17 protein-coding genes and 1 pseudogene are annotated in these 19,137 nt (G+C 64.1%); 14 read left to right on the plus strand and 4 right to left on the minus strand.

Annotation, left to right across the window (positions count from 1 at the left end; translation table 11 throughout):
* The first annotated feature begins 46 nt into the window (after positions 1-46).
* The 10 genes and pseudogenes from IVB13_RS29220 to IVB13_RS29265 form a co-directional block, all read left to right on the plus strand.
* Positions 47-844, plus strand: a complete 798-nt coding sequence (locus IVB13_RS29220; protein WP_007599710.1) for an ABC transporter ATP-binding protein — start codon at positions 47-49, stop codon at positions 842-844.
* On the plus strand, positions 841-1,554 hold the full coding sequence (locus tag IVB13_RS29225; RefSeq protein ID WP_007599709.1) for an ABC transporter ATP-binding protein: 714 nt from the start codon (positions 841-843) through the stop codon (positions 1,552-1,554). Before IVB13_RS29220 ends, IVB13_RS29225 begins: the two co-directional genes overlap by 4 nt.
* A 12-nt stretch (positions 1,555-1,566) precedes the next feature.
* Positions 1,567-2,445 (plus strand): branched-chain amino acid ABC transporter permease, encoded by an 879-nt coding sequence (locus IVB13_RS29230; RefSeq protein WP_007599708.1) that lies wholly within the window; start codon positions 1,567-1,569, stop codon positions 2,443-2,445.
* Between the two features lie 2 nt (positions 2,446-2,447).
* The gene (locus tag IVB13_RS29235) at positions 2,448-3,464 is read left to right on the plus strand and encodes a branched-chain amino acid ABC transporter permease (protein ID WP_026233593.1); all 1,017 of its coding nucleotides are present in this window, start codon (positions 2,448-2,450) and stop codon (positions 3,462-3,464) included.
* 31 nt (positions 3,465-3,495) lie between these two features.
* On the plus strand, positions 3,496-4,731 hold the full coding sequence (locus tag IVB13_RS29240) for an ABC transporter substrate-binding protein (RefSeq protein ID WP_247491031.1): 1,236 nt from the start codon (positions 3,496-3,498) through the stop codon (positions 4,729-4,731).
* Positions 4,732-4,852: 121 nt separating this feature from the next.
* Positions 4,853-6,079, plus strand: coding sequence for an ABC transporter substrate-binding protein (locus IVB13_RS29245; RefSeq protein WP_018458480.1), 1,227 nt, complete (start codon positions 4,853-4,855; stop codon positions 6,077-6,079).
* Positions 6,080-6,318: 239 nt separating this feature from the next.
* Positions 6,319-7,548, plus strand: a complete 1,230-nt coding sequence (locus tag IVB13_RS29250) for an ABC transporter substrate-binding protein (protein WP_018458479.1) — start codon at positions 6,319-6,321, stop codon at positions 7,546-7,548.
* 193 nt (positions 7,549-7,741) lie between these two features.
* Positions 7,742-9,025 (plus strand): glycerate kinase, encoded by a 1,284-nt coding sequence (locus IVB13_RS29255; RefSeq protein ID WP_018458478.1) that lies wholly within the window; start codon positions 7,742-7,744, stop codon positions 9,023-9,025.
* Between the two features lie 187 nt (positions 9,026-9,212).
* Positions 9,213-9,887 carry a PAS-domain containing protein gene (locus IVB13_RS29260; RefSeq protein ID WP_026233591.1) on the plus strand — a complete coding sequence of 225 codons (675 nt, stop codon included), beginning with the start codon at positions 9,213-9,215 and terminating at the stop codon, positions 9,885-9,887.
* Positions 9,866-11,023, plus strand: a pseudogene (locus tag IVB13_RS29265) (EAL domain-containing protein); the annotation flags it as partial. The gene IVB13_RS29260 and the pseudogene IVB13_RS29265, both read left to right, overlap by 22 nt.
* Positions 11,024-11,221: 198 nt before the next feature.
* Here IVB13_RS29265 and IVB13_RS29270 read toward each other — a convergent pair.
* Positions 11,222-11,743 carry a MarR family transcriptional regulator gene (locus IVB13_RS29270; RefSeq protein WP_007605305.1) on the minus strand — a complete coding sequence of 174 codons (522 nt, stop codon included), beginning with the start codon at positions 11,741-11,743 and terminating at the stop codon, positions 11,222-11,224.
* A gap of 176 nt (positions 11,744-11,919) precedes the next feature.
* On the opposite strand from IVB13_RS29270, the gene IVB13_RS29275 reads away from it, so the two are divergent.
* From IVB13_RS29275 to IVB13_RS29285, 3 genes are read left to right on the plus strand one after another with little or no spacing between them, the layout of a single operon-like run.
* On the plus strand, positions 11,920-12,960 hold the full coding sequence (locus IVB13_RS29275) for a branched-chain amino acid ABC transporter permease (RefSeq protein ID WP_026233590.1): 1,041 nt from the start codon (positions 11,920-11,922) through the stop codon (positions 12,958-12,960).
* Between the two features lie 7 nt (positions 12,961-12,967).
* Positions 12,968-14,737, plus strand: a complete 1,770-nt coding sequence (locus tag IVB13_RS29280; protein ID WP_247491033.1) for a branched-chain amino acid ABC transporter ATP-binding protein/permease — start codon at positions 12,968-12,970, stop codon at positions 14,735-14,737.
* Positions 14,734-15,465, plus strand: coding sequence for an ABC transporter ATP-binding protein (locus IVB13_RS29285; protein WP_018458475.1), 732 nt, complete (start codon positions 14,734-14,736; stop codon positions 15,463-15,465). The genes IVB13_RS29280 and IVB13_RS29285 overlap by 4 nt, the downstream gene beginning before the upstream one ends.
* 181 nt (positions 15,466-15,646) lie before the next feature.
* Here IVB13_RS29285 and IVB13_RS29290 read toward each other — a convergent pair whose 3' ends face one another.
* The gene (locus IVB13_RS29290; protein ID WP_018458474.1) at positions 15,647-16,270 is read right to left on the minus strand and encodes a pyridoxamine 5'-phosphate oxidase family protein; all 624 of its coding nucleotides are present in this window, start codon (positions 16,268-16,270) and stop codon (positions 15,647-15,649) included.
* Between the two features lie 120 nt (positions 16,271-16,390).
* Here IVB13_RS29290 and IVB13_RS29295 point away from each other — a divergent pair, with 120 nt between their 5' ends.
* Positions 16,391-17,275 (plus strand): LysR family transcriptional regulator, encoded by an 885-nt coding sequence (locus tag IVB13_RS29295; protein WP_018458473.1) that lies wholly within the window; start codon positions 16,391-16,393, stop codon positions 17,273-17,275.
* 5 nt (positions 17,276-17,280) lie between these two features.
* Here the strand turns inward: IVB13_RS29295 and IVB13_RS29300 are convergent, their stop codons facing one another.
* Positions 17,281-17,700: a PaaI family thioesterase gene (locus tag IVB13_RS29300; protein WP_018458472.1), complete on the minus strand. Its 420-nt coding sequence runs from the start codon at positions 17,698-17,700 to the stop codon at positions 17,281-17,283.
* A 234-nt stretch (positions 17,701-17,934) separates the two neighbouring features.
* On the minus strand, positions 17,935-19,104 hold the full coding sequence (gene pobA / locus IVB13_RS29305) for a 4-hydroxybenzoate 3-monooxygenase (RefSeq protein ID WP_026233588.1): 1,170 nt from the start codon (positions 19,102-19,104) through the stop codon (positions 17,935-17,937).
* Positions 19,105-19,137: the final 33 nt, after the last annotated feature.

Below are 19,137 nucleotides of genomic sequence, written 5' to 3' on the forward strand. Positions count from 1 at the left end.
GGTTCACATCGCCCCTTCGCTCACTGAACACAGTGGGCGAGACGAGATGACGCAGGCACAGCTCGCGCAGGGGACATCGCCCCTGCTCGCGGTTCGCGACGTCAGCGTCGTGTTCGGCGGCATCGTCGCGCTCAATGGTGTGTCCTTTGACATGCACAAGGGCCAGATCCTCGGCTTGATCGGCCCTAACGGCGCCGGCAAGACCACGCTCTTCAACTGCCTCTCGCGGCTCTACCAGCCGTCGTCCGGCGACATCCTGATGGAGGGCGCGAGCATCCTGACGCGCCCGCCGCACCGGATCGCGGAGATCGGCATCGGCCGCACCTTCCAGAACGTGGCGCTGTTTCCGAATTTGTCGGTGATGGACAATGTCCGCGTCGGCACCCATGCCCGCACCTCCAGCGACATCATCAGCGACTCGCTGCGGCTGGCCTGGGTTCGCCGCAGCGAGAGCGACGTCAACAAGAAGGTGCACGAGATCCTCGCCTATCTCGACCTCGAGGACGTCGCCCACACCGTCGTGTCGGGCCTGCCGTTCGGCACGCAGAAGCGCGTCGAGCTGGCGCGCGCGCTCGCTGCCGATCCGAAGATCCTGCTGCTCGACGAGCCCGCCGGCGGCCTCAACCACGAGGAAGTCTACGTGCTCGGCGACCTCATCCGCCGCATCCGCGACGAACGCCACATGACCGTGCTGCTGGTCGAGCATCACATGGGCCTCGTGATGTCGATCGCCGACCACGTCGTCGCGCTGAATTTCGGCAAGAAGCTCGCGGAAGGCACGCCCGCCCAGGTGCAGGCGGATCCCGACGTCATCAAGGCCTATCTCGGGAGCAAGGACCAATGACGACGCTGCTCAACGTCAAGGACCTGCGCGCTTATTACGGCCAGGTCCAGGCCCTCCACGGTCTGTCCTTCTCGCTCAGCGAGGGATCGCTGACCACGTTGCTGGGGGCCAACGGCGCCGGCAAGACCACCACGCTGCGCGCGATCTGCAACATGGTGCGCTCAACCGGCGGCATCGAGTTCGACGGCAAGCCGCTGAACAACCGCTCCACCGAGAGCATCGTGCGGTTCGGCATCGCCCATGTGCCGCAGGGCCGCGGCACCTTCACCACCATGACGGTGGAGGAAAACCTCCAGCTCGGCGCGATCACCCGCAAGGACAGCGCCGGCATCGTCTCCGACATCGAGCGCATGTATGCGCATTTCCCGGTGCTGAAGCAGCGGCATACCCAACAGGCCGGCACGCTCTCGGGCGGCGAGCAGCAGATGCTGGCGGTCGCCCGCGCCCTGATGCTGCGGCCGCGGCTGATGCTGCTGGACGAGCCTTCGTTCGGCCTGGCGCCGCTGGTGGTGCGCGACCTGTTCGGCATCCTCGGCAAGATCAACCGCGAGGACAAGGTGTCGATCCTGGTGGTCGAGCAGAACGCCCAGCTCGCGCTGGAGCTCGCCGACCAGGCCTATGTGATCGAGACCGGGCGCATCGTGATGTCGGGCAACGCCAAGGACATCGCGAACAACGAAGAAATCCGCAAATCCTACCTGGGTTACTGAGGAGCCGGCACGATGGAGCTGTTCACCAACCAAGTGCTGGCCGGCATCGCCACGGGCGCGATCTACGCCTGCATGGCGCTCGCCGTGGTCATGATCTATCAGGCGATCGACCATCTCAACTTCGCCCAGGGTGAGATGGCGATGTTCTCGACCTTCATCTCCTGGCAGCTGATGCAATGGGGCATCCCATATTGGGCTGCCTTCGTGATCACGCTGGCATTGTCCTTTGTCGGCGGCATCGCGATCGAGCGCATCCTGTTCAAGCCGCTCGCCAAGGCGCCGGTGCTGACCAACGTCGCCGGCTTTATCGCGCTGTTCGCGATCATCAACTCCTCGGCCGGCCTGATCTGGGACTTCACCATTAAGCAGTATCCGACCCCGTTCGGCTCCTCGCCCTTCCTCGGCAGCCAGCTGATCTCGACCCACCAGGCCGGCATGATCGGCGTCACCGTGCTGCTGCTGCTCGGCCTCTACTTCTTCTTCCAGTACACCAAGATCGGCCTCGCCATGCGCGCGGCCGCCTCCGTGCCTGAATCGGCCCGACTGGTCGGCATCAACACGAGCTGGATGATCGCGCTCGGCTGGGGCATGGCGTCCGCGATCGGTGCGATCGCCGGCATGCTGATCGCACCGGTCGTGTTCCTCGAGCCCAATATGATGGGCGGCGTGCTGATCTACGGCTTCGCCGCGGCGGTGCTCGGCGGACTGACCAGCCCGTTCGGCGCCGTGGTCGGCGGCTTCCTGGTCGGCGTCTTCGAGAACCTCGCCGGCACCTACATTCCCGGCGTCGGCAACGAGCTGAAGCTTCCGATCGCGCTCGCGCTGATCATTTCCGTCCTGGTCGTCAAACCCGCTGGCCTGTTCGGCCGGCAAATCGTCAAGCGAGTTTGATCATGAGCGCTGCAGAAGACGTCGTCACGGAAGCCCCGGCCGTCGAGGCGGTTCCGAAGCGGGCGATGACGCTGGGCACGGGCACCTCTCTGTTGGTGCTGGCGGTGCTGTTGATCGTGCCGGTGTTCGTCAAGAACTTCATCATCTTCCAGATGACGATGCTCCTGATCTACGGGCTCGCGGTGCTGGCCTTGAACATCCTGACGGGCGGCTCCGGCCAGTTCTCGCTCGGCCAGAGCGCCTTCTACGCCGTGGGCGCTTATACGTCGGCGGTGCTGATGGAGTACTTCAACGTCAACTATGCGCTGACAATTCCGATTTCCGCCGCGGTCTGCTTCGCATTCGGCTACCTGTTCGGCAAGCCGGCGCTGCGGCTGTCGGGCGTCTATCTCGCGCTCGCGACCTTTGCGCTTGCCACCGCGATGCCGCAGCTGCTGAAGCTGAACTTCCTCGAGCACTGGACCGGCGGCGTGCAGGGCCTCGTCGTCACCAAGCCCGACGCGCCGTTCGGGCTGCCTATGTCGCAGGACACCTGGCTCTACTACTTCTCGCTCGCCGTCGTGCTCGCGATCTACATCTTCTCGGTCAACCTGCTGCGCTCCCGGTCGGGCCGCGCCTTCATGGCGATCCGCGACAACGAGATCGCGGCCTCCTCGATGGGCGTCAACGTCGCACTGTACAAGACGCTGGCCTTCGGCGTGTCCGCCGGCATCACCGGCGTTGCCGGCTCGCTTGGCGCCATCGCCGTGCAGTTCGTCGCGCCCGACAGCTACACGATCACGCTGGCGATCTCGCTGTTCCTCGGCATGGTCGTCGGTGGCGTCGGCTGGCTGCCCGGCTCGTTCGTCGGCGCCGCCTTCATCATTTTCGTGCCGAACATGGCGGAGGGCATCTCCAAGGGCCTCTCCGGCGCGGTGTTCGGCGTACTCCTGTTCGCCGTCATCTACCTCGTGCCGCACGGCGCGAGGCAGATTGCGATCATGGGCCAGCAACTCGTCGGCCGGCTCAGAAAGAACTGACAACCCGTTGATTAAGCTAAGGAGACCCGAATTGTTTTTTGAAAGAACACTGCGAACCGCTGCGCTGGTGACGGCAACGGCGGTCATCACTCTCACCTCCGGCGCCGCATTCGCCCAGAAAAAATATGACACCGGCGCGTCCGATACCGAGATCAAGATCGGCAACATCATGCCGTATAGCGGTCCGGCCTCGGCCTATGGCATCATCGGCAAGACCGAAGAAGCCTACTTCAAGATGATCAACGACAAGGGCGGCATCAACGGCCGCAAGATCAACTTCGTCACCTATGACGACGGCTATTCGCCGCCGAAGGCCGTCGAGCAGGTCCGCAAGCTGGTCGAGAGCGACGAGGTGATCGTCGTGTTCAACCCGCTCGGCACGCCCTCGAACAGCGCGATCCAGAAATACCTCAACGCCAAGAAGATCCCGCAGCTGTTCGTCGCCACCGGCGCCACCAAGTGGAATGACCCGAAGAACTTCCCCTGGACCATGGGCTGGCAGCCGTCCTACCAGAGCGAAGCGCAGATCTACGCGAAATGGCTGTTGAAGGAAAAGCCGGACGTCAAGATCGCGATCCTCTATCAGAACGACGATTTCGGCAAAGACTACCTCAAGGGCACCAAGGACGGCCTGGGCGCCAAGGGCGCGTCCATGATCATCATGGAAGAAAGCTACGAGGTGTCCGAACCCTCGATCGACGGTCACATCGTCAAGATCAAGGCGGCCAATCCCGACGTCCTGCTGATCTACGCGACGCCGAAGTTCGCGGCCCAGACCATCAAGAAGACCGCCGAGCTGAGCTGGAAGCCGCTGCAGATCCTCACCAACGTGTCGATCTCGGTCGGCAGCGTGATGAAGCCGGCCGGCTTCGAGGCCTCGCAGGGCGTGCTGTCGGCGGCCTATGCCAAGGACTCCACGGACCCGCAGTGGGCCAACGACCCCGGCATGAAGAAGTGGAACGAGTTCGTCGACAAGTACATGCCGGGTGCCGACAAGTCCGACACCAGCATGGTCTACGGCTACGGCGCGGCGTCGACGCTGGCCAAGGTCCTGGAGATGTGCGGCGACGATCTGACCCGGGCCAACATCATGAAGCAGGCGGCCTCGTTGAAGGATTTCGCACCGGATACCCTGCTGCCCGGCGTCAAGATCAACACCAGCCCAACCGACTTCGCCCCGATCGCCCAGCTCCAGATGCAGCGTTTCAAGGGCGAGAAGTGGGAACTCTTCGGCGAGATCATCAGCGGCGACATCGCCACGGAGTGACGCTCTGACGCTATAGTCCGACACATCGAGAAGCCCCCGCGAACGAATCGCGGGGGCTTTTTGTTGACGTCCCGCATCAATCTTGTTCAATGCGGCGGCGATCCGTTCCGGGTGGAGAAAGATGACTGCCGTTCGATTTCAGGTTGCGGGCGTTCTGGCCGCATTCGCGTTGTGCACTGCGATGAGCGGCCCGGTCCTGGCGCAGAAGAAATACGACAGCGGCGCTTCCGATACCGAGATCAAAATCGGCAACATCATGCCCTATAGCGGCCCGGCCTCCGCCTATGCGGCGATCGGCAAGGCCGAGGAAGCCTATTTCAACAAGATCAATGCCGAGGGCGGCATCGGCGGCCGCAAGATCAAGTTCATCTCCTACGACGACGGCTATTCGCCGCCGAAGACGGTGGAGCAGGCCCGCAAGCTGGTCGAGAGCGACGGGGTGCTGCTGATCTTCGGCTCGCTCGGCACCTCCACCAACGGCGCCATCCGCAAATACATGAACGAGAAGAAGGTGCCGCAATTGTTCGTGGCGAGCGGCGCTTCGAAGTGGAACGATCCGAAGCAATATCCCTGGACCATGGGCTGGCAGCCGAGCTACGCCAGCGAGGCGCGCATCTACGCCAAATACATCATGAAGGAGAAGCCGGACGGCAAGATCGGCGTGCTCTATCAGAACGACGATTTCGGCAAGGACTACCTGAAAGGGCTGAAGGATGGCCTTGGACCCAAGGCCTCGATGATCGTGCTGGAAGACGGTTACGACACGTCGGAGCCGGCAATCGACGAGCACGTTGTGAAATTGAAGGCCTCCGGCGCCGACATTTTCGTCAGCATCACCACCCCGAAATTTGCAGCGCAGGCGATCAAGAAGGCGGCCGAGATCGGCTGGCATCCGGTCCACATCATCTCCAACGTCTCGGCCTCGGTCGGCGGCGTACTCGAGCCGGCGGGGCTCGAGATCTCGCAAGGGATCCTGTCGGCGAGCTACACCAAGGACGCCTCCGACCCGCAATGGAATGCCGATGACGGCATGAAGAAATTCTACAACTTCCTCGCCAAATACGATCCCAAGGCCAACAAGCTCGATGCCGGCGTGGTGTTCGGCTATGCCGCCGCGCAGACCATGGTGAAGGTGCTGCAAATGTGCGGTGACGACCTCACCCGCGACAACGTCATGAAGCAGGCCGCCTCCTTGAAGGATTTCCAGCCCGACACGCTGTTGCCAGGCATCAAGATCAACACCGCAGCCGACGATTTCGCCCCGATCGAGCAGCTCCAGATGATGCGCTTCAAGGGCAAGAAGTGGGAGCTGTTCGGGGACGTGATCTCGAGCGAGCTCGACCACTGAAGCCGCGCAACTCAAACTCGCTCCTGATCGGTTCATCAACTCAAGCGGATGCCTCTTCTCGCAGTCGCACACGAGCGCGCGGCCGCCCCTGACTACTAAAGAAGCAGCCCCCGCGACCCCGCCGCAGGGGCTTTCTGTTGTAGGCATCAGGTAAATCGTATTGAATTGCGGCTGCGTCACCAAAAACAGGCAACACAAGAAAAGGGACGCACACACACCAAGAAAATAGGGAGATAGGAATGCCCGCTGTCACCGGCAAACTTGCGGCCGCGTCACTGGCGCTCGCGCTCATTGCGGCCTCGGCCTCCACTGCATCGGCCCAGAAGAAATACGACACCGGCGCGACCGATACCGAGATCAAGGTCGGCAACATCATGCCTTACAGCGGACCGGCCTCCGCCTACGGCATCATCGGACGGACCGAAGCCGCCTATTTCAAGAAGATCAACGACGAAGGCGGCATCAACGGTCGCAAGATCAACTTCATCAGCTACGACGACGCCTACTCGCCGCCGAAAACGGTGGAGCAGGCGCGCAAGCTGGTCGAGAGCGACGAGGTGCTGTTCATCTTCAACTCGCTCGGCACGCCGCCGAACTCGGCGATCCACAAATACATGAACTCGAAGAAGGTGCCGCAGCTCTTCGTCGCCACCGGCGCCACCAAGTGGAACGATCCGCAGAACTTCCCCTGGACCATGGGGTGGCAGCCCAACTACCAGAGCGAGACGCAGATCTACGCGAAGTGGCTGCTGAAGAACAAGCCCGACGCCAAGATCGCCGTGCTGTTCCAGAACGATGATTACGGCAAGGATTATCTCAAGGGCCTGAAGGACGGCCTCGGCGCCAAAGCCGCGTCGATGATCGTCGTGGAGGAGAGCTACGAGACCTCCGAACCGACCATCGACAACCACATCGTCAAGCTGAAGTCGACCGGCGCCGACGTCTTCATGAACATCACGACGCCGAAATTCGCAGCCCAGGCGATCAAGAAGAACGCCGAGATCGGCTGGAAGCCGCTGCACTTCCTCAACAACGTCTCTGCCTCCGTCGGCAGCGTGATGAAGCCTGCCGGCTTCGAGAACGGCCAGGACATCATCTCGGCCGATTATCTGAAGGACGTATCGGATCCGCAGTGGGCCAATGATGCCGGCATGAAGGACTTTCTCGCCTTCATGACCAAATACTTCCCCGAGGGCGACAAGCTCGATAAGGGCACGATCGTCGGCTATGCCGTGGCCCAGACCCTGGTTCAGGTCTTGAAGCAGTGCGGTGACGATCTCACGCGCGAGAACGTCATGAAGCAAGCGGCGAATCTGAAGGACTTCCGCACCGAGGCCCTGCTGCCGGGCGTGAAGATCAACACCTCGCCGACCGATTTCGCGCCGATCAGCCAGCTTCAACTCGAGAAGTTCAAAGGCGAGAAGTTTGAGCTGTTCGGAGACGTGATCAGCGCCGACGTCGGCGGTTAGCCCCATCAAGGACGCGACGACGGAAACCCCCTGCGAACCATCGCAGGGGGTTTTTGCTTGCGCGGCGATTATGATCACGCGATTGCACAATCGAATGATGGCAAAGCCGGCTTACGCTTTGGCGCATGATGCGGTAGGCAGGTGAGCGGCGCGTTCGCCGCCAGTCTTTCCTGTCCGCTCAAGGCCCTTCGTCATGACCGACCGACGCCCCCTGCTCCGCGCGCTCTACGACGCCGCCGTTGCCGCCGCTCATCCGAGCACAATTCTGGCGCCGCACCTGCGGCCCGCGCCAAAGGGACGCGTGATCTGTCTCGCCGCCGGCAAGGGCGCGGCCGCGATGGCCGCCGCCGCCGAGCGGCATTATCTCGACACGCTCGGGCTCGCACCGGAACGCCTCGTCGGCATCGCCACCACGCGTCACGGCTACGGCGTGCCGACGCGCCGCATCCGCGTGGTCGAGGCCGGTCATCCCGTGCCCGACGAAGCCGGCCTGAAGGGCGCGGCCGACACGCTGGCGCTCGCGGCCGAGGCCGGGCCGGACGATCTGCTCTTGGTGCTGCTCACCGGCGGCGGCTCGGCGAACTGGATCGCGCCCGTCAACGGCATCAGCTTCGGGCAGAAGCAGGCGGTCAACAAGGCGCTGCTCCGCTCCGGCGCGCCGATCGGCGAGATGAATGTCGTGCGCAAGCATCTGTCGCGGATCAAGGGCGGGCGGCTGGCGCGCGCCGGCAAAAATGCCGCCGAGATCGTGACGCTTGCGATTTCCGACGTGCCGCATGACGATCCCTCCGCAATCGCCTCCGGTCCGACCGTGCCCGATCCGACCACGCTCAATGATGCGCGCGCCATCGTCGCCAGGTACAAGCTCGACATCGACGATGCCGTCCGCCGCGCGCTGGACGACCCCGCCAACGAGAGCTGCAAGCCCGGTGATGCCGCCTTCGCGCGCGCGCATTTCGAATTGATCGCACGTCCGAAGCAATCGCTCGACGCTGCGGTCAAACTCGCGCATGAGGCCGGTTACGAGACGATCGATCTCGGCGCCGACCTCGAAGGGGAGGCCCGCGACGTTGCCGCCGATCACGCCAGGCTGGCGCTTCAGGCCCGCGCGCAGGGCAAGCGTGTCGCGATCCTCTCCGGCGGCGAGCTCACGGTCACCGTGCGCGGCAATGGCCGCGGCGGCCCGAACCAGGAATACGCGCTGGCGCTCGCCGGCCTCTTGAAGGACACGCCTGACATCTCCGCGCTCGCCGGCGACACCGACGGCGCCGATGGCGGTGCCGGCAATCCCACTGATCCCGCCGGCGCGCTGATCGACGCGGCGACGTTCGCGAAGATGGCGGCGCAGCGGCTGCAGCCGCAGGCCTATCTCGACAACAACGACGCGACCACGTTCTTCGAGGCGACGGGCGACCTGTTGCTGCCGGGGCCCACGCTGACCAATGTGAACGACATCAGGGTAATCCTGGTCGACTGACACGGTGGCATCGCCATCCCGCCGGCGCCCCGCGCGGTTCGGCGGACGACATGGTTAACGATCTCTGAATTCTCGTCGGTGTCCTCTTTTCCAGGGGGCGGGCATCGCCGCCCTTAACCTCGCGTTCGCCGCAGTTTCAGGAACATGTCCCGAAATTGGGCGAATTGTCGGGCTGATCTACCGCGAGATGTACGCGCTCTCGCCCGACCAGGTGCACCCGGGCACGCCGATCAAGGACCTGATCGAGCATCGGCTCAAACTGGGCCTGAGCATCGGCGGAGAAGCCGGCGCCTATGTCCGTGCCCGCACCGAGGGTTCGGTCGTCAGTGAGCAGACGGTCCAGCAATTCGCCGACGGACGAATCATCGCCTACACCATTCATCCCCTGCCCGACGGCGGCGGCATGGCGACGCACGAGGACATTACAGAGCGCGAAGAGCTCAGTCGGCGGTTGCAGGAGCGCAATTTTCAGTTCGACATCGCGATCAACAACATGTCGCACGGACTCTGCTTCTTCAGCGCCGACCATCGGCTGGTGGTCTGCAACACGCACTTTATCGAGATGTACGGCCTGCCGCCCGACCGCGTTCGTCCGGGCACGCCGCTCCAGGAGATCCTCGACCTACGCTACGAGGTCGGCAGCGTGCCGGCGATGACGCGGGAGGAATACGCCAAATGGCGGACCGATGTCGCCATGTCAGCCGAGGCCATGGACAGCATCGTCGAGATGCAGAACGGGCGAACCTTCAGATCAGGCACCGACCGATGCCCGATCTCAGGTGGGTCGCGACCCACGAAGACATCACCGAGCAGCGCAAGGCGGAATTGCAGATCGCGCATATGGCGCACTACGACGCGCTGACGGACCTCGCCAATCGCGCCCTGCTCGGTCAGCGCCTCAAGCAGGCGCTCGAACAGGGCGGGATGTTCGCGATCCACCACGTCGATCTCGACAAGTTCAAGGCCGTCAACGACACCCTGGGCCACCAGGCCGGCGACATCCTGCTGCAGGATGTCAGCCGCCGCCTCAAGCAGCTCGCGCGCGACAGCGATACGGTCGCGCGCATGGGTGGCGATGAATTCGTGATCCTCCAGACGCCGATTTCCGATTCGAGCGAGGCGGACCTGCTGGCGCGCGACGTTGTCAGGACGCTGAGTGCTCCGTTCGGGCTCGACGGACACCAGACCATTGCGGGCGCGAGCATCGGGATCGCGATTGCGCCTGGCGACGGCTCGACGCCCGAGCAACTCCTGCACAATGCCGATCTGGCCCTGTATCGCGCGAAAAGCGACGGCCGCGGCATGCACTGCTTCTTCGAACCGGCCATGGGCGAAGAAGCGCAAAGCCGTCGCGGGCTGGAGCAGGACCTGCGCAACGGCCTTGCCGCCGGCCAGTTCGAACTGCACTACCAGCCGGTCGTGAAGACCGACGGCGGCGAGATCAGCGGCTTCGAAGCCTTGATCCGCTGGCGACATCCCCGGCGCGGACTGGTCGCGCCCAACAGCTTTATCCCGCTTGCGGAAGAGATCGGCCTGATCGTGCCGATCGGCGAATGGGTGATCCGGCAGGCCTGTGGCACTGCAAGCCGATGGCCGGACCATCTGCACGTCGCCGTCAACATCTCGGCGGTGCAATTCCGCCAGCCGGGCCTGACGGAGGTGATCGTCGGCGCGCTGGCGGCCTCCGGCCTCGATCCGCGGCGGCTGGAGATCGAGATCACGGAAAGCGTGTTTCTGCAGGACAGGAACGGAACGCTGACGACGCTGCACCAGCTCCGGGCGCTGGGCATCAAGGTCGCCATGGACGATTTCGGCACCGGCTATTCGTCACTGACCTATCTGCAATGCTTCCCCTTCGACAAGATCAAGATCGACCGGTCTTTCGTCAGCGGCGTGGAAAACAATGCGGCATCCCTCAGCATCGTGCGGGCGGTGGCGGCACTGGCGCGCGGGATGGGCATGACGACGACGGCGGAGGGGGTGGAGAGCGAGGAGCAACGGGACCGGATCGCAGCGGAGGGCTGCACGGAAATGCAGGGCTATTTGTTCAGCCCTCCGTTGCCCGCCGAGGAAATCGAGCGCCATTTCCTGTCCGCGAAAACACCTGCCATGCCCGACCGGTTCGCTCTGCGGCATAACCGCCGCCAGCCCGCCCGCGCTTCCGGGTTTGATGCCCGGTCGCCGGGCAATCAACCGTCAAAACTCGTTGGCGATCTTCGAGAGCATCCCGAGCAGGGCTTCGCGGTTGGACGGCCCGAGCAGCTCGTTCAGCCGGGCCTCGTGCTTGGTGGCGACGAGCTTCTTGGCGCGGGCCAGCACGGCCTTGCCCTTGTCGGTCAGCACCAAGATGTGCGAGCGGCGGTCGTTGGTGGAGCGGATCCGCGCGCAAAGGTCGCGGCTCTCGAGATTGTCGAGCATCGCCACGAAATTCGGGCGCAGGATGCCGAGGGTGGAGGCGATCTCGGTCTGGTTACGGCCGGGGTTTTTCTCGACCAGCAGCAGCACGGAGAACTGCGCCGGCGTGAGCTGGAGCGAGGCCATGCAGCGCAGGAAGTTCTCGAACACCTTGAGCTGTGCCCGCTTCAGGACATAGCCGAGCTGCTCCGAGAGCTCGCCGAGCTGGAGGGCTTCACCAGGCCCGTCGGCCGCGTCCTTGCGGCCCTTGGCGGTCTCGGCGGGTTTTTCAGAGGACTTTTCAGCGGTTTTGGAAACGGTCATCGCCTCATGCTCGCAATCCCGTTAAGTTCGGGAGGATCGTTCGCCACCCTTGATGTTATATTTGATAATTGTTATGGACCATATCAAATATCGTCAGCGCTGTTCAATGGCTGTGAGCGGACCGTCCACCACAATCAGGGGACCGGTCCTGAATCTTTGAGGGGGAGCGTCCGGTCTTGAATACCACCATCATGCTGTTCCTGCTGCAGGACGGCATCACCAATGGCGCGATCTATGCGCTGCTCGGCCTGGCGCTGGTGCTGGTGTTCGCCGTCACCCGCGTCATCCTCATTCCCCAAGGCGAATTCGTCACCTATGGCGCGCTGACCTATGCCTCGCTGGCCGCGGGCCAGATGCCGGGTACGGCGAAACTCGCGCTCGCCCTGGGCATTGGCGCCTTCGCGTTCGACCTGTTCGCCGCGCGCAAGGCGCTGCACGGACGCCTGATCCTGCGCAGCGTCATCACCAATATCGTGCTGCCGGCCATCGTGCTGGCGCTGACCGTCTACTACGCCGCTCAGAAGCCGCCGGTTGCGGTCTGCATCGCACTGTCGCTGGTGATCGTGGCGATGATCGGCCTGTTTCTCTACCGCATCGCATTCCAGCCGCTGGCGCACACCTCCGTGCTGGTGCTGTTGATCGCCTCGGTGGGCGTTCACCTCGCGCTTCAGGGTTTGGGCCTTTTGTTCTTCGGCGCCGAAGGCCAGCGCGGACCTGCCGTGCTGTCCGGCTCCTTCACCAGCGGTGCGCTGCGCTTCACCGGCCAGAGCATCACGGTCTATGGCATTACCATCGCCTTCATCGTCGGGCTGTGGCTGTTCTTTGGGTTGACACTTTACGGCAAGGCGCTGCGCGCGACCGCTGTGAACCGGCTCGGTGCCCGGCTCGTCGGCATCCGCACCACGCTATCCGGTCAGATCGCCTTCCTGCTGGCGTCCGTCATCGGCGCACTGTCGGGCATCATGATCGTGCCTATCACGACGCTGTATTACGACTCGGGCTTCCTGATCGGCCTGAAGGGCTTTGTCGCCGCGATCATCGGCGGGCTTGTCAGCTACCCCCTCACCGCCGTCGCGGCGCTAGTCGTCGGCATCGTCGAGGCGTTCTCGTCCTTCTATGCCTCCAACTACAAGGAGGTGATCGTTTTCATGCTCTTGATTCCCGTGCTGCTGCTGCGCTCGCTCGCGGCGCCTGCGGTCGAGGAAGAGAAGGACTGACGCCAAGATGCAGAGCCGGCTCCCCATCCTCATCTTCGCGCTGATCATGGCGGCGATCCCGTTTGTTCCGGGCATGCCCCCATTCTGGATCGTGCTGCTCGACAATATCGGCCTCGCGGCCCTGGTCGCGATGGGCCTCGTGCTGCTGACCGGCGTCGGCGGCCTGACCTCGTTTGGACAAGCGGCCTTCGTCGGCTTCGGCGCCTACACCACCGCGGTGCTGTCGACAACCTACGGCATGTCGCCCTGGCTGACGCTACCACTGTCGCTGCTGGTCAGCGGATTGCTGGCGGTGCTGCTCGGCCTCGTCACCGTCCGTCTCTCCGGCCATTATCTGCCGCTCGGCACGCTCGCCTGGGGACTCGGCTTGTTCTATCTCTTCAGCAAGCTGGAATTTTTGGGAAGAAACGACGGCATCTCGGCGATCCCGCCGCTGTCGATCGGCTCGTTCAAAATGCTCTCGCCCGGCTCGATCTACTACGCGATCTGGGTTGCCGTGATCCTCTCGGCGTTGCTCACGATGAACCTGCTGGACTCCCGCACCGGCCGCGCCATCCGCGCGCTCCGGCGCGGCCATGTCGCGGCCGAGGCGTTCGGCGTGCACACCCCGCGGGCGAAAATGCTGGTGTTCATCCATGCCGCCGTGCTCGCCGGCCTCTCCGGCTGGCTCTACGCCCATCTTCAGCGCGCGGTGAACCCGACGCCGTTCGGCGCGCAGGCGGGCATCGAGTATCTCTTCATCGCCGTGGTCGGCGGCGCCGGCTATGTCTGGGGCGGCGTCCTGGGCGCGGCGCTGGTCGTGGTCCTGAAGGAAGTGCTGCAGAGCTACCTGCCGTTGATCCTGCCCGGCTCGGGCCAGGTCGAGACCATCGTGTTCGGCATCATGCTGGTGGCGTTGCTCCAGCTCGCACCCGGCGGCGTCTGGCCCTGGCTGATGTCGTTCCTGCCCCAGCGTACCAGTGGCAAGAAGCCAGACACTTCGCTGAAACTGGAGCAGCGCACCCGCTCGCCCGGCCAATCCAGCGTCCTGCTCCAGGTCGAGAAGGCGCGGAAACAATTTGGCGGCTTGGTCGCGGTGAACAACGTCTCCTTCGACGTCCAGGCTCGCGAGATCGTCGCGCTGATCGGCCCCAACGGCGCCGGCAAGAGCACCACCTTCAACCTGATCACCGGCGTGCTGTCGGCCAGCTCGGGCTCGATCTCCGTGCTCGGCAACAAGGTCGACAGGGCGCCGCCGCAGGAGATCGTCAAGCTCGGCATCTCCCGCACCTTCCAGCACGTCAAGCTGGTGCCTGATATGACCGTGCTGGAAAACGTCGCGATCGGTGCCCATCTGCGCGGCCATTCGGGGCCGATCTCCTCGATGCTGCGGCTCGACCGCACTGATGAGGCAAAGCTGCTCGCCGAAGCCACCCGCCAGATCGAGCGGGTCGGACTTGGCGAGCAGATGCATCAGCTCGCAGGCTCGCTCTCACTGGGACAGCAACGGATCGTCGAGATCGCCCGTGCGTTGTGCGTCGATCCGATGCTGCTGCTGCTCGACGAGCCGGCCGCCGGCCTGCGCCACATGGAGAAGGAGCGGCTCGCGACGCTGCTGCGCGAGCTGCGCGACGGCGGCATGAGCGTCCTGCTGGTCGAGCACGACATGGGCTTCGTCATGAACCTCGCCGACCGCATCGTGGTGCTCGATTTCGGCACCAAGATCGCGGAAGGAACGCCGGCCACGATCAAGACCAATCCCGAAGTGATCAAGGCCTATCTCGGAGTGGCGGCATGAGCGCGCTGTTGTCCGTCGCCAACGCCCATGTCGCCTATGGCAAGGTCGAGGCCGTGCGCTCGGTCTCGCTCGAAGTCGGCCAGAACCAGATCGTCACCATCGTCGGCGCCAACGGTGCCGGCAAGACCACGCTGCTCTCCGCCATCATCGGCATTTTGCCGCTGAAAGGGCGCGTTTCATTCGCAGGTCAGGACCTGTCGCGGCTCGACATCGAGGACCGCGTCGCCATGGGGCTTGGCCTCGTTCCCGAGCACCGCGAATTGTTCGTGACCATGAATGTCGAGGACAATCTCGAGTTAGGGGCCTTCCGCATCGAGAGAAGCAAGGCGAAAGCCTCGATGGAGCGGGTCTACACGCTGTTTCCGCGGCTCAAGGAGCGGCGCAAGCAGCTCGCCGGCACGCTCTCCGGCGGCGAGCAGCAGATGCTCGCAATGGGCCGCGCACTGATGGGCGAGCCCAAGCTCCTGATGCTGGACGAGCCGAGCCTCGGCCTCGCCCCGATCATCGTCGCCGACATTTTCCGCATCGTCACCGAACTGCGCGCCGCCGGCGTCTCCGTGCTGCTGGTCGAGCAGAACGCGCAGGCGGCATTGAAGATCGCGGATCAGGCCTATGTCATGGAGCTCGGCGAGTTCGTGCTCAGCGGCAAGGCCAGCGACATCGCGGCGAATGAGCGCGTGGCGGCGAGCTATCTCGGCTTCCAGCACGAAGGGGCGAGTGTGTTGTAACTTCGAGACGCGCTTCCTCAAACTCATCTGTCATCGTCCGCCTAGTGCGCAATTGCGCACAGGGGCGGACGATCCAGTATTCCAGAGACCTGTGCTTGAACCGAGGCGCCGCGGCGTACTGGATGCCCCGCCTTCGCGGGGCATGACATCGGAGGATTCAGGGAGAGACGAAGATCGTGGCCTAGCTTGCCCCCTTGTCACCCTTCAGCGCCGCGAGCTCTGCTTCCAGCTCCGCGATCTTCGCATCCCTTGCCGCCAGCGCCGCCGCCACATCTCCAGCGTCGAACTTCTGCGGGATGTGCTGCGGGCAGTTCGTGTCCCACGCTTCGATCTTGAACAGGATCACCTGCTCGGGCCGGGCGCGATAGCCTTTCGGCATCAGCGATGTCGTCAGCGCCTCGTCGTCCTCGACCACCCGCGCTTCGCCCCAGATCTTCACCCGGCGGCGATGGGCGTAGTCCATCACGAAGATGTAGGCCTTGGGATTTTCAGACAGGTTTCCCTGCGTGATGTATTGCCGATTGCCGGCGTAGTCCGTGAAAGCCAGCGTCTGCTTGTCCAGCACCTTCAAGAAGCCCTTCGGGCCGCCACGATGCTGGATGTAGGGCTGGCCGTCGGCCGATGCCGTGGCGAGATAAAAGCTGTTGGCGTCGGCCAGGAACGCCGCGAGGTTCTCATCGACCTCGGTGCGCCAGCCGCGCTGCTCGGCATGGGCATAGCCTTCGCGTGATCCCTTTCGGGTCTGGATCGACTTCACCGCCGGCGTGAACGCCACGTCGCTGGCGTAGGTGTGAGTTGCCGTCATCGGAACATCTCCTGAAATCCCGGCGCATCCCTGCGTCTTCGCCATCCAAAATGGACCTCCCGCCGGCTAAAACAATCATCCCGCTTGACACTTCATCGTTGCGTTATATGCAATAATGCCATGGATCGCCTCGAAGCCATGCATGTTTTCGTCACCGTCGCCGACCTGCGCGGCTTCGCGCCGGCGGCACGAAAACTGCGGCTGTCCCCCTCCGCGGTGACGCGGCTGATCGCGGCGCTGGAGGAGCATCTTGGCGCGCGGCTGTTGCAGCGGACCACCCGTCAAGTGACCCTGACCGACGTCGGCACGCGCTATCTCGAGCGCGCGCGTCGCATCCTCGCCGATGTCGAGGAGGCCGACGGCTCGGCACGGGAGGAGCGCAACCGACCGAGCGGGCGGCTGGTGGTGTCGGCGCCGGTCGGCTTTGGCCGGCTCCATGTCGGGCCTGTCATGATCGCCTACCTCAAGCGCTATCCCGAGGTCGCCTGCGAATTGCGGCTGTCGGACAACCTGGTCAATCTCGTGGAAGATGCCGTCGACGTCGCGGTGCGGATCGGCCATCTCGCCGACTCCTCCCTCGTCGCGCGCCAGGTCGGCGAGATGCGGCGGATCGTGGTGGCGACACCTGGCTATCTCAAGCGCCATGGCGAGCCGAAGACGCCGGAGGCATTGCTCGGGCACCAGACCATCGCCTTCGGTCCATCCGCGAACTGGCGCTTCGTGCAGGACGGCCGCGACATCGAGGTGGCGCCGAATCCACGCTTCGCCAGCAACAGCGCCGACGCCGCCCTGCAATATGCCGAGGCGGGCGGCGGCGTGACCCGGGTGCTGGCCTATCAGGCTGCCGAGGGCCTGCGGCGCGGGCGGCTCAGAATCGTGTTGGCGAAATACGAGCAGCCGGCGTTGCCGATCCACATCGTCTACCCGACCTCGCGCCTGCTCTCCGCCAAGGTGCGTGCCTTCGTCGATCTCGTGGTGGAGACCGCGGAGTGGAAATTCGGGTGACGCCCTCACCCCTTCTTCGGCACTACGCGAAAGGTGCCGCTGGCGCGGGCGATCACGGCGCCGTCGGCCTTCGCGAGGCACTGCGCGAAACAGATCGTGCTGCCGGTCTTGATCGCCTCACCCTCGACCGCGAGCCATTGGCCGATCTCGCCGGCGCCGACATAGTCGACCGACAGCGAGATCGTGACCAACGAGGTCGTCCAGCCCGTCGCCTGCGCGCAGCTGTAGCCCATGGCGGCATCGGCCAGCGCCGCGATCAGGCCGCCATGGATCAGCCCGCGCGCGTTGGTGTGCGGTTTCGCCAGCCGCAATCCCACGGTGACGCCGTTGTCGGTCTTCCTGGAGTAAAGCGGCTCCCAAGGATCGGTGAGCGGGGCTTTGCGAAAGTGCGGCTCGAAGCCGGCGGGAATGTCGGTGCTGGTCATGTCCGTCTCGCGTTGGTGGCTCCCGCCATTGAACGCGGCAGACGGGACAGATGCACCACCTACAAAGTTTTAAACGGAATTTGCGCGGGTGTTTGAAAGGAGTGGCGCCGTCGCCCCGCTATCCCTGTCATCACCCGCGAAAGCGGGTGATCCAGTATTCCAGAGACGGTGACGTGATACGGAGAGGCCGCGGCGTACTGGATGCCCCGCTTTCGCGAGGCATGACGGCGCGCCCTAAAACGGCAGCCCCACGTAATTCTCCGACAGCGAGGTCATCGCGGCCTGCGACTGCGTGACATAGTCGAGCTCGGCGAGCTGGATGCGCGCGCCGATGGTGCCGGTGTCGGGGAATTTGTGCAGCATCGAGGTCATCCACCAGGAGAAGCGCACGGCCTTCCAGACCCGCGCCAGCGCCTTCGCCGAATAGGCATCAATGCCGGCGCTGGATTTTTCGTCGTAGAACTCGCGAAACGCACTCGACAGATAATGCGCGTCGCTCGCGGCCAGGTTCAGCCCCTTGGCGCCGGTCGGCGGCACGATATGGGCGGCGTCACCGCACAGGAACATCCTGCCGAAGCGCATCGGCTCGGCGACGAAGCTGCGCAGCGGCGCAATGCTCTTCTCAATCGAGGGGCCCGTGACCAAGCTGTCGGCGGCGTCCTGGTCGAGCCGGCGCTTGAGCTCGTCCCAGAAACGGTCGTCCGGCCATTGGTCGACGTGGTCGTCGAGCGCGCACTGCACATAGTAACGGCTGCGCCTGGTCGAACGCATGGTGCAGAGCGCAAAGCCACGGGCGTGGTTGGAATAGATCAGCTCGTGGCTGACCGGCGGCGTCTCGGAGAGGATGCCCAGCCAGCCGAACGGATAGATGCGCTCGAACTCCTCGATGGCCGAAGCCGGAACGCTGGCGCGGCTGACGCCGTGAAACCCGTCGCAACCGGCGATGAAATCGCAATCGATGGTGTGGGTGACGCCATCTTTCACGTAGGTTACGCGCGGGTGACCGCCGTCGAAATCCTGCGGCTGCACGTCCTTGGCCTCGTAGACCGAGGTGAGGCCGGCGGCCGTGCGCGCATTCATCAGATCGAGCGTGACCTCGGTCTGGCCGTAGATCATGACCGTCTTGCCGGTCGCAGCCTTCATGTCGATGCGGTGGCGGCGCCCCGAGAAGGTGAGTTCGATCCCTTCATGCACCAGCCCTTCGGCATGCGCCCGTGCGCCGGCGCCGATCTGGTCGAGCAGCGCAACTGTTCCCTCCTCCAGCAGTCCGGCACGGATGCGGCCGAGCACATAGTCCGGGCTCTGCCGCTCCAGAATGACATTGTCGATGCCATAATGATGCAGCAGTTGCCCAAGCAACAATCCTGCCGGCCCCGCCCCGATGATTGCGACTTTTGTCCGCAATACTTGCTCCTCCCGATCCTGTAGGCTTTCGGC

Source organism: Bradyrhizobium sp. 17 (genome assembly GCF_023073515.1).
In the GTDB taxonomy this organism is placed as follows: Bacteria; Pseudomonadota; Alphaproteobacteria; order Rhizobiales; family Xanthobacteraceae; genus Bradyrhizobium; species Bradyrhizobium canariense_D.

Coding starts and splice junctions, on each gene's coding strand:
- IVB13_RS29235 (WP_026233593.1), top strand. CDS start 2,448: ATGAGCGCTGCAGAAGACGTCGTCACGGAAGCCCCGGCCGTCGAGGCG.
- IVB13_RS29230 (WP_007599708.1), top strand. CDS start 1,567: ATGGAGCTGTTCACCAACCAAGTGCTGGCCGGCATCGCCACGGGCGCG.
- IVB13_RS29280 (WP_247491033.1), top strand. CDS start 12,968: ATGCAGAGCCGGCTCCCCATCCTCATCTTCGCGCTGATCATGGCGGCG.
- IVB13_RS29285 (WP_018458475.1), top strand. CDS start 14,734: ATGAGCGCGCTGTTGTCCGTCGCCAACGCCCATGTCGCCTATGGCAAG.
- IVB13_RS29300 (WP_018458472.1), bottom strand. CDS start 17,700: ATGACCAGCACCGACATTCCCGCCGGCTTCGAGCCGCACTTTCGCAAA.
- IVB13_RS29255 (WP_018458478.1), top strand. CDS start 7,742: ATGACCGACCGACGCCCCCTGCTCCGCGCGCTCTACGACGCCGCCGTT.
- IVB13_RS29225 (WP_007599709.1), top strand. CDS start 841: ATGACGACGCTGCTCAACGTCAAGGACCTGCGCGCTTATTACGGCCAG.
- IVB13_RS29295 (WP_018458473.1), top strand. CDS start 16,391: ATGGATCGCCTCGAAGCCATGCATGTTTTCGTCACCGTCGCCGACCTG.
- IVB13_RS29245 (WP_018458480.1), top strand. CDS start 4,853: ATGACTGCCGTTCGATTTCAGGTTGCGGGCGTTCTGGCCGCATTCGCG.
- IVB13_RS29260 (WP_026233591.1), top strand. CDS start 9,213: ATGTACGCGCTCTCGCCCGACCAGGTGCACCCGGGCACGCCGATCAAG.
- IVB13_RS29250 (WP_018458479.1), top strand. CDS start 6,319: ATGCCCGCTGTCACCGGCAAACTTGCGGCCGCGTCACTGGCGCTCGCG.
- IVB13_RS29290 (WP_018458474.1), bottom strand. CDS start 16,270: ATGACGGCAACTCACACCTACGCCAGCGACGTGGCGTTCACGCCGGCG.
- IVB13_RS29270 (WP_007605305.1), bottom strand. CDS start 11,743: ATGACCGTTTCCAAAACCGCTGAAAAGTCCTCTGAAAAACCCGCCGAG.
- IVB13_RS29220 (WP_007599710.1), top strand. CDS start 47: ATGACGCAGGCACAGCTCGCGCAGGGGACATCGCCCCTGCTCGCGGTT.